Below are 12,993 nucleotides of genomic sequence, written 5' to 3' on the forward strand. Positions count from 1 at the left end.
CGCCGCGACAGCCCGGCCAACCGCCGCAGCGTCCACTCGTGCGCGGCCTCGGCGTCGCCACCGCCGAGGCGGAACAACCCCGGCCGCACGACCCGCTCGAACAGGGTCACTGGGCCGCCCGGAGGGTGGCGTGCAGGTCCTGCAGGGGGCGGACCTGCATGTCGCCCCGGATCCGCGCCTCGATGCCCATGACCGCCGCCGCCGCGCCCGGAACGGTGGTGATGCAGGGGATGTCGGCGGTGACGGCGGCGCTGCGGATCTCGTAGCCGTCGGAGCGGGCGCTCGCGCCGGAGCCCTGCGGGGTGTTGACCACCAGGGCCACGTCGCCGCCGAGGATCAGCGACACCGCGTCCTCCCCCTCGCCGGCCTCGTAGTGCTTGCGGATCTGCTCGCAGGCGATCCCGTGCCGGCGCAGCACCTCGGCCGTGCCGGTGGTGGCGACGATCTCGAAGCCCAGGTCGGCCAGCCGCTTGATCGGGAAGATCATGCCGCGCTTGTCCCGGTTGGCCACCGACACGAAGATCTTCCCGGCGGTCGGCAGCGACCCGTACGCGGCGGACTGGCTCTTGGCGAAGGCGTGCCCGAAGTTGGTGTCGATGCCCATCACCTCGCCGGTCGACTTCATCTCCGGGCCGAGCAGCGAGTCGATCCCCTTGCCGGCCCGGGTCCGGAAGCGCTTGAACGGCAGCACCGCCTCCTTGACCGCGATCGGCGCGTCGGCGGGCATCGTGCCGCCGTCGCCCGTCGCCGGGAGCAGGCCCTCGGCGCGCAGCTCGGCGATGGTCGCGCCGAGCGCGATCCGGGCGGCCGCCTTGGCCAGCGGAACGGCCGTCGCCTTCGAGACGAACGGCACGGTCCGCGACGCGCGCGGGTTGGCCTCCAGGACGTAGAGCACGTCGTCCTTGAGCGCGTACTGCACGTTGAGCAGACCGCGCACGCCGACACCGCGGGCGATCGCCTCGGTGTAGCGGCGGACCTCGGCCAGGTGCGACCCCGCGAGGGTGATCGGCGGCAGCGCGCAGGACGAGTCGCCGGAGTGGATCCCGGCCTCCTCGATGTGCTCCATCACGCCACCGATGTAGACCGCGCCGTCGGCGTCGCACAGGGCGTCCACGTCGATCTCGATGGCGTCGTCGAGGAACCGGTCCACCAGCACCGGATGGTCGCCGGAGATGTCGGTGGCCCGACCGATGTAGTCGCGCAGCGTCGGGTCGTCGTAGACGATCTCCATGCCCCGCCCGCCCAGCACGTACGACGGTCGGACCAGCACCGGGTAGCCGATCTCGTCGGCGATCGTCTTGGCCTCGTCGTAGGACGTGGCCATGCCGTGCGCCGGCGCGCGCAGCCCGGCACGGGCCAGCACCGCGCCGAACGCGCCCCGCTCCTCGGCCAGGTGGATCGACTCCGGGGAGGTGCCGACGATCGGCACGCCGGCGTTCTTGAGCCGCTGCGCCAACCCCAGCGGGGTCTGCCCGCCGAGCTGCACGACCACGCCGACCACGCCCGGCCCGCCGGCCGCCCGGCCGGAGGAGTCCTCCGCGTGCCAGACCTCCAGGACGTCCTCGAAGGTCAGCGGTTCGAAGTAGAGCCGGTCGGCGGTGTCGTAGTCGGTGGAGACCGTCTCGGGGTTGCAGTTGACCATGACGGTCTCGTAACCGGCCGACCGCAGCGCCTGCACCGCGTGCACGCACGAGTAGTCGAACTCGATGCCCTGCCCGATCCGGTTCGGGCCGGAGCCCAGGATCAGCACCTTCGGCCGGCCCGACGGCACGACCTCGGTCTCCAGGTCATACGTGGAGTAGTGGTAGGGGGTGGTGGCCTCGAACTCGGCCGCGCAGGTGTCCACGGTCTTGTAGACCGGGCGCACGTCGAGGCGGTGGCGCAGGGTCCGTACGCCGTCCTCGGCCGCCAGCTCCGGACGCAGCGCGGCGAGCTGCCGGTCGGACAGGCCGGCCCGCTTGGCGCGACGCAGCAGCTCGACGTCGAGCACCGGCGCGTCGACGATCTCGGCGCGCAGCTCGATCAGCGCGGCGATCTGGTCCAGGAACCAGGGGTCGATCCCGCCGGACGCCTCGGCGACCTCGGCGATCGACGCGCCGAGACGCAGCGCCCGCTCCACCGTGTAGAGCCGGCCGTCGTGCGGGATGCGCAGCGCGGTGAGGGTGTTCTCCCGCGTCGCGTCGGCCGGGTCGGGCTGCGTCCAGAAGCCGGCGGCCTTGGTTTCCATCGAGCGCATCGCCTTGTTCAGCGCCTCGGTGAAGTTGCGCCCGAGGCTCATCGCCTCGCCCACCGACTTCATGGTGGTGGTCAGTTCCGGGTCCGCGCCGGGGAACTTCTCGAACGCGAACCGGGGGATCTTCACCACCACGTAGTCGAGGGTCGGCTCGAACGCCGCCGGGGTCTTCAGGGTGATGTCGTTGGGGATCTCGTCGAGCGTGTAGCCGATGGCCAGCTTCGCGGCGATCTTCGCGATCGGGAAGCCGGTCGCCTTGGACGCCAGCGCCGAGGAGCGCGACACCCGGGGGTTCATCTCGATCACGACGATCCGGCCGTCGACCGGGTTGACCGCGAACTGGATGTTGCAGCCGCCGGTGTCCACCCCGACCTCGCGCAGCACCGCGATGCCCAGGTCGCGCAGGCGCTGGTACTCCCGGTCGGTGAGCGTCATGGCCGGGGCCACGGTGACGCTGTCGCCGGTGTGCACGCCCATCGGGTCCAGGTTCTCGATCGAGCAGACGACCACCACGTTGTCGTGCCGGTCGCGCATCAGCTCCAGCTCGTACTCCTTCCAGCCGAGCACGCTCTCCTCGATGAGCACCTCGTGCACCGGGCTGGCGGTCAGGCCGTCGCCGGCGATGCGGGCCAGGTCCTCCGGGGTGTGCGCCATGCCGGAGCCCAGGCCACCCATGGTGAACGACGGCCGGATCACCACCGGCAGGCCCAGCTCGGCGACTGTCGCCTCGACCTCGTCCATGGAGTGGCACACCCGGGAGCGGGGCACCAGCCCGGCCGGGTCGTCGACGCCCAGGCGTACGCCGGCCTTCGCCACGATCTCCTTGAACAGCTGGCGGTCCTCGCCCCGGTTGATGGCGTCGATGTTCGCGCCGATCAGCTCGACGCCGTACTTGTCCAGGACGCCGGCCTCGTGCAGGGCGACGGCCGTGTTCAGCGCGGTCTGGCCGCCGAGGGTGGCCAGGATCGCGTCCGGGCGCTCCTTGGCGATGACCAGCTCCACGAACTCCGGGGTGATCGGCTCGACGTACGTGGCGTCGGCGAACTCGGGGTCCGTCATGATCGTGGCGGGGTTGGAGTTGACCAGGCTGACCCGGATGCCCTCGCTGCGCAGCACCCGGCACGCCTGCGTGCCGGAGTAGTCGAACTCGCAGGCCTGCCCGATGACGATCGGCCCGGAGCCGATCACGAGGATGTGCTTGAGATCGGTCCGCTTAGGCATTGCTGCGCCCCTTGCTGTGGGTCCGGCCTTCGATCAGTTCCGCGAAACGGTCGAAGAGGTAGTCGGCGTCGTGCGGGCCGGCCGCCGCCTCCGGGTGGTACTGCACGGTGAAGGCGGGGACGTCCACGGCCCGCAGCCCCTCGACCACGTTGTCATTGAGGCAGACGTGCGACACCCGCACCCCGCCGAAGTCGGTGTCGATCACCTGGTCGGGAACCACCGCGCCCTGCCCCGCACCGGGCACCCGGACCGCGAAGCCGTGGTTGTGGCTGGTCACCTCCACCTTGCCGGTGGCCCGGTCGAGCACCGGCTGGTTGATCCCCCGGTGGCCGTAGCCCAGCTTGTAGGTGCCGAAGCCGAGCGCCCGGCCGAGAATCTGGCTGCCGAAGCAGATGCCGAACAGCGGCACCTCCCGCCGCAGCGCCTCCCGGGCCAGCGCCACCGGGCCGTCGGCCGTCGCCGGGTCGCCGGGGCCGGGCGACAGGAAGACCGCGTCGGCGCCGGTGGCCAGCAGGTCCTCGATGCTCGACGAGGCCGGCAGCACGTGGGTGGTCACCCCGCGCGCGGCCAGTCGGCGCGGCACGTTGCGCTTGATGCCCAGGTCCAGCGCCGCCACGGTGAACCGGTGCTCGCCGAGCGCCTCGACGACGTACGGCTGGGCGGTGGTCACCTCGGCGGACAGGTCCGCGCCGACCATCTGCGGTGACTGCCGGACCCGGGCCAGCAGGCTCTGCGGGTCCTTCTCGACGCTGGAGATGCCCACCCGCATGGCGCCCCGCTCACGCAGGTGCCGGGTCAACGCACGGGTGTCCACGCCGCTGATGCCCACCACACCCTCGGTGGCGAGGCGGTCCTCCAGGCTGCCGGTGGCTCGCCAGTTCGAGCCGATCCGGGCCGGGTCGCGGACGACGTAGCCGGCCACCCAGATCCGGCCGGACTCGTCGTCCTCGCCGTTGACGCCGGTGTTGCCGATGTGCGGCGCGGTCTGCACCACCACCTGCCGGTGGTAGGACGGATCGGTAAGCGTCTCCTGGTAACCGGTCATGCCGGTGTTGAAGACCGCCTCGCCGAAGGTCTCACCGACGCTGCCGTACGCCTCGCCGGGGAACGTGCGCCCATCCTCGAGGACGAGGATCGCGGGTCTGCGCTTGCTCACTTGACAGCCTTTCCGTCCAGGACCGTCGGCTCGCCGCGCAGGAAGGTCGCCACGATGCGACCCGGCAGCGTCATGCGGGCGTACGGGGTGTTGCGACTGCGACTGGCCAGTTCCGCCGGCTCGATGGTGCGGCGGGCGGCCGGGTCGATCAGGGTCAGGTTGGCCGGCACACCGGGCGCCGGGTCGACGCCGTGCCCGGTCAGCCCCGCGATCCGGGCGGGGGTGCGCGACATCCGCTCGGCGATCAGGTCCCACTCGGGGCCGAGCACGTCGAGCGCGATGGACAGGGCCGTCTCCAGGCCGAGCATCCCCGGCCGGGCGTACGCCCACTCGCACTCCTTGTCCTCCACGGCGTGCGGGGCGTGGTCGGTGGCGATGATGTCGATGACGCCGTCGGCGAGCGCGGACCGCAGGGCGGTGATGTCCGCGGCCGTGCGCAGCGGCGGGTTCACCTTGAAGACCGGGTCGTAGGTCGCCGCCCGCTCGTCGGTGAGCAGCAGGTGGTGCGGGGTGACCTCGGCGGTGACGCGTACGCCACGGGCCTTGGCCTGGCGCAGCACCTCGACGCTGCCGGCGGTGGAGACGTGGCAGACGTGCAGGCGGCTACCCACGTGCTCGGCCAGCAGCACGTCCCGGGCGATGATCGCCTCCTCGGCGACCGCCGGCCAGCCGATCAGACCGAGCCGGGTGGAAACCTCACCCTCGTGCATCTGGGCGCCCTCGGTGAGGCGGGGCTCCTCGGCGTGCTGGGCGATGATCCCGTCGAACGCCTTGACGTACTCCAGGGCCCGGCGCATCAGCAACGGGTCGGCGACGCAGTGCCCGTCGTCGGAGAAGATCCGCACCCGGGCCGCGGAGTCGGCCATGGCGCCCAGCTCGGCCAGGCGCTCGCCGGCCAGCCCGACGGTGACCGCGCCGACCGGCTGCACGTCGACCAGAGCGGCCTCCCGGCCGAGCCGCCAGACCTGCTCGACCACGCCGGCGGTGTCCGCGACCGGCGAGGTGTTCGCCATCGCGCAGACCGCCGTGTAGCCGCCCAGCGCCGCCGCCCGGGACCCGGACTCGACGGTCTCGGCGTCCTCCCGGCCGGGCTCGCGCAGGTGGGTGTGCAGGTCGACCAGGCCCGGCAGGGCGACCAGCCCGGCGCCGTCGACCACCACGGCGTCCGGCGCGGACAGCCCCGGACCGACCTCGGCGACGACGCCGTCGCGGATCAGCAGGTCGGTCGGCGCGGCGCCGACGATGCTCACGCTGGTGATGAGGTACGCGGTCACCGGTTGTTCCCTCCGAGCAGCAGGTACAGAACAGCCATCCGCACGGAGACCCCGTTGGTGACCTGTTCGACGATGGTGGAGCGGGGTGAGTCGGCCACCTCGGGGGTGATCTCCATCCCCCGGTTCATCGGGCCCGGGTGCATGACGATCGCGTGCTCGGGCAGGCGGCGCATCCGCGGGCCGTCCAGCCCATAACGGCGGGAGTACTCGCGCGCGGAGGGGAAGTAGGAGTCCTTCATCCGCTCCCGCTGCACCCGCAGCATCATCACCACGTCGACGTCGGGCAGCACGGCGTCGAGGTCGTAGGACACGTCGGTGCCCGGGGCGAGCGCGCCGGCGATGTCGACGGGGATGAGGGTGGGCGGACCGACCAGGGTGACCTTCGCGCCGAGGGTGGACAGCAGCAGGACGTTGGAGCGGGCCACCCGCGAGTGCAGCACGTCGCCGACCACCGCGACCGACAGGCCGGCCAGCCGGCCCAGCCGGGCCCGCATGGTGTACGCGTCGAGCAGCGCCTGGGTCGGGTGCTCGTGGGTGCCGTCGCCGGCGTTGACCACCGACCCGTCCACCCAGTTGGCGAGCCGGTGCGGGGCGCCGGAGGCGGGGTGCCGCACGACCACCGCGTCGGCGCCCATCGCCTGCAGGGTCAGCGCGGTGTCCTTCAGGCTCTCGCCCTTGGCGACGCTGGACCCCTTCGCGGAAAAGTTGATCACGTCGGCGCTGAGCCGCTTCGCCGCCGCCTCGAACGAGATCCGGGTGCGGGTGGAGTCCTCGTAGAAGAGGTTCACCACCGTCCGGCCACGCAGCGCGGGCAGCTTCTTGATCTCGCGGCCGGCGACCGTGGCCATCTCGGCGGCGGTGTCCAGGATCTCGGTGGCGGTGTCGGCGTCCAGGTCCGCGCCGGAGAGCAGGTGCCTGATCATGAGGTGGTTCCCCCGTACAACTTGACCTCGTCGGCGCCGTCGGTCTCGGCGAGCGTCACCTTGACGCTCTCGGCGAGCGCCGTCGGGATGTTCTTGCCGACGTAGTCGGCGCGGATCGGCAACTCACGGTGGCCGCGGTCGACCAGGACGGCGAGCTGCACCGACGCCGGGCGGCCCACGTCGTTGAGCGCGTCGAGCGCGGCGCGCACGGTGCGCCCGGAGAAGAGCACGTCGTCGACGAGGATCACCCGCTTGCCGTCGATGCCGCCGCTGGGCACCTGGGTCGGGCCGATCGCGCGGGTCGCGTGCCGGCGCAGGTCGTCGCGGTAGAGCGTGATGTCGAGCACACCGACCGGGACGACGACGTCCTCGAAGGTGCTGATCCGGGAGGCGAGCCGCCGCGCGAGGGGCGCACCCCGGGTGGGAATCCCGAGCAGCACGGTGTCGGCGGCGCCCTGGGTCTTCTCCAGGATCTGGTGGGCGATGCGGTCGACCACGCGCTGCACGTCGGCGCTGGCGAGGATCACCTTCACCGAGGGTTGTCGCGGTGGTGACGAGCGGGCAGCCGGTGGGTATGCCACGGCGGACCTCCTTCCCCGCCTCACGGGACGGGTCGTTAAAGGATGTCGGGCACCTCCGGCCGGCGAGCGCGAGCGAACCCGACCGAGGCTTCACGCCACGTTACCAGTGGTCACCGGGCCGACGGACGGCGGCCGCTGACCACCGGATCAGGCCGACGAAATGGGGATAACTCCCTCGGTGCTCCCCAACGGTAAGGTCACGACCACTTGACCACGTGTCGCATTCCCCGTACCGTCACGCTCCGTAGCGATCGACGGGAGAACCCCGAGCAGCACTGGGAGTGTCCGAATGCCCTCTGAATACGCCAAATCTCTGGGCGCACGCCTGCGCTCCATCCGCCAGCAGCAGGGCCTCTCCCTGCAGGGTGTGGAGGAGAAGTCGAACGGGCGGTGGAAGGCCGTGGTGGTCGGCTCGTACGAGCGTGGCGACCGGGCCGTGACGGTGTCCCGTCTGGCCGAGCTGGCCGAGTTCTACCGGGTCCCCGTCTCGGAACTGCTGCCGGACGGCAGCGGCGTCCGGCACGAGCCCACCAGCAAGATCGTTCTGGACCTGGAGCGGCTCTACGACGAGGCCTCCGAGGACCTGGCCTACGTCGCCCGCTACGCCCGCGCCATCCAGCAGCAGCGCGGTGACTACAACGGCCGGGTGCTCTCCATCCGCGCCGACGACCTGCGGGCGCTCGCGATCGTCTACGACGCCTCACCGTCGGGTCTGATCGAGCGGCTCACCGAGCACGGCGTGCTGGTGGCCGACCCCCGGGCGTTCTTCGCCTCCTGAGCTGTCGCTTCACCGAAAGAAGGGCCCGTGCCGGATGGCACGGGCCCTTCTCGTCGTACGGGTTACGCGGCCGCTCAGCGGGTGGCGTACTCGGCGATGCGCCCGAGCACGCCGTTGAGGAACCGCGGCGAATCGTCGGTGGACATCTGCCGGGCCAACTCGACGGCCTCGCTGATCGCCACCGCGTCGTCGATCTCGTCGACGTAGAGCAACTCGTAGACGGCGATCCGGGCCAGGTTGCGGTCGACCACCGGCATCCGCTCCAACGTCCAACCCTCGGCGTAGCTGGCGATCAGCTCGTCGATGCGGTTGAGGTGCTCGGCGACCCCCTCGATCAGGCCCACCGCGTAACCCAGGTGCTCCGGGCGGGGCTGTTCGATGCGCTGGAGGTAGCCGGACAGGACCTCGACGGGCGGCCGATCCCGCAGGTCGGCCTCGTAGAGGACGTCCAGCGCCCGCTTGCGCGCCTTACGGCGCGCCGGCATCTGCTGCTTGGGACCCTCAGCCATCAGGCGCGGCCGAGGTAACGGCCGTCGCGGGTGTCGACCTTGATCTTCTCACCGGTGGTGATGAACAGCGGAACCGGCACGGTGGCGCCGGTCTCCACGGTCGCCGGCTTGGTGCCGCCGGTCGAACGGTCGCCCTGCAGGCCGGGCTCGGTGTAGGTGACCTCCAGCACGACGCTGGTGGGCAGCTCGATGTAGAGCGGCACACCCTCGTGCTGGGCGACGGTCGCCTCCGCCTCGGGCAGCAGGTAGTTGGCTGCCTCGCCGACGGTGCCGCCGGGCACGGTGATCTGGTCGAAGGTCTCCAGATCCATGAAGACGAAGTCTTCGCCGTCGGCGTACAAATACTGCATCGTGCGCTTGTCCACGGTCGCGGTTTCGACCTTGGTGCCCGCGTTGAAGGTCTTGTCGACCACCTTCCCGGACAGCACGTTCTTCAGCGTGGTGCGCACGAACGCGCCACCCTTACCGGGCTTGACGTGCTGGAACTCGACGACGGCCCAGAGCTCGCCGTCCAGGTTGAGTACCAGGCCGTTTTTGAGGTCGTTGGTGGAGGCCATTTCCTGCCTTGATCATCAATTGGCGGACAGACCCTAGGAGTCTACTAGCTGCGTCGAATCGCCCGGTCCCCGCTCGGGACGACCCCTGCGCGGGTGGCCAGGTGGTGCAGGGCGAGGCGGTAGCCGTCGATGCCGAGACCACAGATCACCCCGGTCGCCACCGCGGAGACGACGGAGTGGTGCCGGAACTCCTCGCGGGCGTGGATGTTGGAGAGGTGCACCTCCACCAGCGGCCCGCGCAGCATGGCGCAGGCGTCGCGCACCGCGTACGAGTAGTGCGACCAGGCGGCCGGGTTGAGCACCACGGCGGCGCCCTCGTCGGCGGCGGCGTGCAGCCAGCCGAGCAGCTCGTGCTCGGCGTCGGTCTGCCGGACCGTCACGTCGAGCCCCAGGTCCCGGCCGGTGGCCTCGCAGAGCGTCACCAGGTCGGCGTAGCTGGTCGAGCCGTACACGGCGGGCTCCCGGGTGCCGAGGCGGCCCAGGTTCGGCCCGTTCAACACGTACACCTTCACGGGGTGGCCACCTCGCGGTAGGCGGCCTCCAGCAGCGCGTCGTCCGGGCCCTCCAGCATCGCCGGGCGGGCCAGCGCGTCCAGCACCACGAACCGCAGCCGGCTGCCCCGGGCCTTCTTGTCCACCCGCATCACGGCCAGCAGCCGCTCCCAGGCGTCGGCCGGGTAGCTCACCGGCAGACCGAGCGCGGTCAGGGTACGCCGGTGCCGATCGGCGGTCGACGCGTCCAGCCGGCCGGCGAGCCGGGCCAGCGTGGCCGCGTACACCAGGCCCACGGCCACGGCGTGGCCGTGCCGCCAGCGGTAACCCTCGACCTGCTCGATGGCGTGGGCCAGGGTGTGGCCGTAGTTGAGCACCTCCCGCAGGCCCGACTCGCGCAGGTCGCCGGCGACCACGTCCGCCTTGACCCGGATGGCCCGCTCGATCAGCTCCCGGGTCACCGGCCCGCGCGGGTCGGTGGCCGCCGCCGGGTCACGCTCGACGAGATCCAGGATCACCGGGTCGGCGATGAAGCCGCACTTGACCACCTCGGCCAGCCCGGCCGCCAGGTCGACGGCGGGCAGGCTGTCCAGGGTGGCCAGGTCGGCCAGCACGCCGACCGGCGGGTGGAACGCGCCGACCAGGTTCTTGCCGGCGGCGGTGTTGATCCCGGTCTTGCCGCCCACGGCGGCGTCCACCATGCCCAGCAGCGAGGTGGCCACCGGCACCCAGCGCACGCCGCGCAGCCAGCAGGCCGCGACGAAGCCGGCCAGGTCGGTCACCGCGCCGCCGCCGACGCCGACCACCGCGTCGGTACGGGTGAAACCAGCCGCGCCCAGCCGGTCCCAACAAGCGGCCGCCACCTCGATCTGCTTGCCCGACTCGGCGTCGGGCACCTCGATCGGCAGCGGCTCGACGCCGGCCGCGCGCAGCCGTTCGCCGATCGCGTCGGCCAGGGCCTTGAGCGGGGGCGTGTGCAGCACCGCCGCCCGGGTCGCGCCGGGCAGCAGCCCGGGCAGCGCGTCCAGCAGGTCGCGCCCGACCAGCACGTCGTACGGCCGTTCGCCGCCGACCGGAATCCGGGTCACCTCGTCCATCGCCGGCAGCCTAGTCCAGCGGACGGCGTGGCGACCGCGTCTGTCCACCTGCTGGCCGGGCGGCCCAGTCGGCCAGCAGGCGCGCGTGCTCGGCCACGGCGGCGCGCAACGCGTCCGGGTGGCGCACGGTGAACGCGCAGCCCAGCCCGGCGAGCAGCGCCGCCATACCGGGAAGGCTCTCCGCCCGGGCCCGCAGCAGCACCCCGTCGCCGCTGGCGGTCAGCTCGGCCACACCGGCCGGGATGCGCCGCCGGGCGGCGACCATGTCGGTCTCCCGCAGCACCTCGACCTCGTGCCGGTAGGGCACGCCCGCCAGCGACCGGGTCAGCCACGCCACCGCGTCGAAGCCGTCCGGCACCGTGAACGTCGCCGCGCCGGGCGTCACGGCGCCGATCCGGTCCAGTCGGAAGGTGCGCACCTCTCCGCGCCGGTGGTCGTGGCCGGTGACGTACCAGCGGCCGGCGTGGAAGACCAGCCCGTACGGGTCGAGGTCGCGATGCGACAGCTCACCGCGCCACGAGCGGTAGTCCAGGCTCACCCGCTGCCGGTGCCGGGCGGCCGCGGCCAGGGCCAGCAGGGTGCCCGACGCCGGTCGCGCCTGGGGCTCGGGCCGCCGCAGGGTGAAGCCGAGGTGCTCCTGCACGGCGGTCAGCCGGTCGGCCAACGCCGCCGGCAGCACCCGGCGGATCTTCGCCAGGGCGGTCGCCGTGGCCGGCAGCTCGGTGGCCAGCCCGACCCGTTCGGCGACGACCAGGCCGAGCAGCACGGCCACCGCCTCGTCGTCGGTGAGCATCAGCGGCGGCAGCTTGAACCCGGGATGCAGCCGGTAGCCGCCGTGGCGGCCCCGGTCGGCGAGCACCGGGATGCCCAGCTCGACCAGGGTGGCCGCGTAGCGGCGCACGGTCCGTTCGTCCACACCGAGCCGGTCGGCGAGGTCGCCGGCGGTCGCCCGGTGCCGGGCCTGGAGCAGCTCGAGCAGGGCCAGCACCCGACCGGCGGGATGAGACACGGGCCACTCCTTCAAACCGGGCGGATCCTGTCCGGTTTCGATCGTACGGTCGCTCGGTAGCCGAGAGAAGGAGTGACAGATGGCGACGTTCGTACTGGTGCCCGGGTTCTGGTTGGGCGCCTGGGCGTGGCGGGAGGTGACCGGTCTGCTGCGCGCGCAGGGCCACGACGTCCACCCGATGACGCTGACCGGGGTGGCCGAGCGCCACCACCTCGCCGGGCCGCAGGTGACCCTGCAGACGCACACCACCGACATCGTCCGGCTGATCGAGGTCGAGGATCTGCGCGACGTGCTGCTGGTCGGGCACTCGGGCGGCGGCATGCCGGTGGCCCAGGCGGCCGACGTCATCCCGGACCGCATCGCCCGGGTGGTCTACGTGGAGAGCGGGCCGCTGCCGGACGGCACGGCGCAGTTCGACACGGTGCCGCCGCCGGAGCAGCAGCGGCTGCGCGCGGCGATCGGCGACGGGTACCTGCTGCCACCGCCGGCCTGGGACCCGGCGGCCGACCCGACCAACCTGGCCGGCCTGGACGAGCCGACGCTGTCCCTCCTGCGCGAGCGCTGCACCGCGCAGCCCCTGCGGACGGCGACCGATCCGGTACGCCGCACGGGTGGCCGCCCGGTGCCGACCGCACTGGTCGCCAGCACCTTCCCGCTGGCGGTGGTGCGGCAGATGATCGACGAGGGGCACCCGTTCTTCACCGGCCTGGCCGACGGCCAGCTGCACGAGCTGCCCACCGGGCACTGGCCGATGCTCAGCGAGCCGAAAGCGCTGGCCGACGTCCTCGACCTGGTCGCTCGCACCTGAGCGGAGGCCCGCACCGGGCGGCGAACGCACCGACCGCCGCCCGGAGGGCCGGGCCGGCGTCAGCGCGGAAGCAGGGCGGCGATCTCGGCGACGACCGCCGCCGGGGTCCGGCCGTCGGTGATCACCGTCTCGGTGGCCACCTCGGCGTAGAGCGGCCGGCGCTGATCCATCAGGTGCTTGAGGGTGGCGCGCGGATTGATCGCCAGCAGCGGCCGGCCCGCGCCGAGCCCGACCCGCTTCACCGCGTCGGGCAGCTCCACCGAGAGGTGGACGACCCGATGCCCCACCAGGGCCGCCCGGGTCTCCTCGGCCAGCACGGCGCCGCCGCCGAGGGCGAGCACACCGGTGCCGGCGGC

Annotated in this window: 13 protein-coding genes and 1 pseudogene; 2 read left to right on the forward strand and 12 right to left on the reverse strand. The window is 72.4% G+C overall.

Features of this window, described 5'->3' with window-relative positions; genetic code table 11:
- The 6 genes and pseudogenes from AB0J68_RS13800 to pyrR all read right to left on the reverse strand — a co-directional run.
- A pseudogene (locus tag AB0J68_RS13800) lies at positions 1-110 on the reverse strand (dihydroorotate dehydrogenase (quinone)); the annotation flags it as partial.
- A complete protein-coding gene (gene carB / locus AB0J68_RS13805; RefSeq protein WP_354862812.1) occupies positions 107-3,454 on the reverse strand; it encodes a carbamoyl-phosphate synthase large subunit in 3,348 nt (1,115 codons plus the stop codon). The gene carB and the pseudogene AB0J68_RS13800, both read right to left, overlap by 4 nt.
- Positions 3,447-4,610: a glutamine-hydrolyzing carbamoyl-phosphate synthase small subunit gene (gene carA / locus AB0J68_RS13810; protein ID WP_363938639.1), complete on the reverse strand. Its 1,164-nt coding sequence runs from the start codon at positions 4,608-4,610 to the stop codon at positions 3,447-3,449. The genes carB and carA overlap by 8 nt, the downstream gene beginning before the upstream one ends.
- Positions 4,607-5,884: a dihydroorotase gene (locus AB0J68_RS13815; RefSeq protein ID WP_354862815.1), complete on the reverse strand. Its 1,278-nt coding sequence runs from the start codon at positions 5,882-5,884 to the stop codon at positions 4,607-4,609. The genes carA and AB0J68_RS13815 overlap by 4 nt, the downstream gene beginning before the upstream one ends.
- Positions 5,881-6,807: an aspartate carbamoyltransferase catalytic subunit gene (locus AB0J68_RS13820; protein ID WP_007458351.1), complete on the reverse strand. Its 927-nt coding sequence runs from the start codon at positions 6,805-6,807 to the stop codon at positions 5,881-5,883. Before AB0J68_RS13820 ends, AB0J68_RS13815 begins: the two co-directional genes overlap by 4 nt.
- The gene (gene pyrR, locus AB0J68_RS13825; protein WP_007458350.1) at positions 6,804-7,388 is read right to left on the reverse strand and encodes a bifunctional pyr operon transcriptional regulator/uracil phosphoribosyltransferase PyrR; all 585 of its coding nucleotides are present in this window, start codon (positions 7,386-7,388) and stop codon (positions 6,804-6,806) included. Before pyrR ends, AB0J68_RS13820 begins: the two co-directional genes overlap by 4 nt.
- 289 nt (positions 7,389-7,677) lie before the next feature.
- Between pyrR and AB0J68_RS13830 the strand changes: the two genes are divergently transcribed.
- Positions 7,678-8,166 (forward strand): transcriptional regulator, encoded by a 489-nt coding sequence (locus tag AB0J68_RS13830; RefSeq protein WP_007458348.1) that lies wholly within the window; start codon positions 7,678-7,680, stop codon positions 8,164-8,166.
- 74 nt (positions 8,167-8,240) lie between these two features.
- On the opposite strand, the gene nusB is transcribed toward AB0J68_RS13830, so the two are convergent.
- From nusB to AB0J68_RS13855, 5 genes are read right to left on the reverse strand one after another with little or no spacing between them, the layout of a single operon-like run.
- Complete coding sequence (nusB, locus tag AB0J68_RS13835) at positions 8,241-8,651, reverse strand: transcription antitermination factor NusB (RefSeq protein WP_354863184.1); 411 nt, start codon at positions 8,649-8,651, stop codon at positions 8,241-8,243.
- A 23-nt stretch (positions 8,652-8,674) separates the two neighbouring features.
- A complete protein-coding gene (gene efp / locus AB0J68_RS13840) occupies positions 8,675-9,232 on the reverse strand; it encodes an elongation factor P (protein ID WP_007458344.1) in 558 nt (185 codons plus the stop codon).
- 44 nt (positions 9,233-9,276) lie between these two features.
- Positions 9,277-9,744: a type II 3-dehydroquinate dehydratase gene (gene aroQ, locus AB0J68_RS13845; RefSeq protein WP_354863183.1), complete on the reverse strand. Its 468-nt coding sequence runs from the start codon at positions 9,742-9,744 to the stop codon at positions 9,277-9,279.
- Positions 9,741-10,820, reverse strand: a complete 1,080-nt coding sequence (gene aroB / locus AB0J68_RS13850) for a 3-dehydroquinate synthase (protein WP_354863182.1) — start codon at positions 10,818-10,820, stop codon at positions 9,741-9,743. The genes aroQ and aroB overlap by 4 nt, the downstream gene beginning before the upstream one ends.
- 10 nt (positions 10,821-10,830) lie before the next feature.
- Positions 10,831-11,829, reverse strand: a complete 999-nt coding sequence (locus AB0J68_RS13855) for a YafY family protein (RefSeq protein WP_363938644.1) — start codon at positions 11,827-11,829, stop codon at positions 10,831-10,833.
- 79 nt (positions 11,830-11,908) lie between these two features.
- Between AB0J68_RS13855 and AB0J68_RS13860 the strand changes: the two genes are divergently transcribed.
- Entirely contained in the window at positions 11,909-12,637 is a 729-nt protein-coding gene (locus AB0J68_RS13860) for an alpha/beta hydrolase (protein WP_354863180.1), read from the forward strand.
- A gap of 59 nt (positions 12,638-12,696) precedes the next feature.
- Here AB0J68_RS13860 and AB0J68_RS13865 read toward each other — a convergent pair.
- Positions 12,697-12,993 (reverse strand): shikimate kinase (locus tag AB0J68_RS13865; protein WP_363938647.1); only part of this gene is annotated, 297 nt, incomplete at its 5' end.

It is taken from the genome of Micromonospora sp. NPDC049580, assembly GCF_040675595.1.
GTDB lineage: Bacteria > Actinomycetota > Actinomycetes > Mycobacteriales > Micromonosporaceae > Micromonospora.

Bases quoted from the DNA above. Each gene is read 5' to 3' on its own strand.
- carB (WP_354862812.1), bottom strand. From the start codon at position 3,454: ATGCCTAAGCGGACCGATCTCAAGCACATCCTCGTGATCGGCTCCGGG.
- AB0J68_RS13820 (WP_007458351.1), bottom strand. From the start codon at position 6,807: ATGATCAGGCACCTGCTCTCCGGCGCGGACCTGGACGCCGACACCGCC.
- AB0J68_RS13830 (WP_007458348.1), top strand. From the start codon at position 7,678: ATGCCCTCTGAATACGCCAAATCTCTGGGCGCACGCCTGCGCTCCATC.
- nusB (WP_354863184.1), bottom strand. From the start codon at position 8,651: ATGCCGGCGCGCCGTAAGGCGCGCAAGCGGGCGCTGGACGTCCTCTAC.
- efp (WP_007458344.1), bottom strand. From the start codon at position 9,232: ATGGCCTCCACCAACGACCTCAAAAACGGCCTGGTACTCAACCTGGAC.
- aroB (WP_354863182.1), bottom strand. From the start codon at position 10,820: ATGGACGAGGTGACCCGGATTCCGGTCGGCGGCGAACGGCCGTACGAC.
- AB0J68_RS13860 (WP_354863180.1), top strand. From the start codon at position 11,909: ATGGCGACGTTCGTACTGGTGCCCGGGTTCTGGTTGGGCGCCTGGGCG.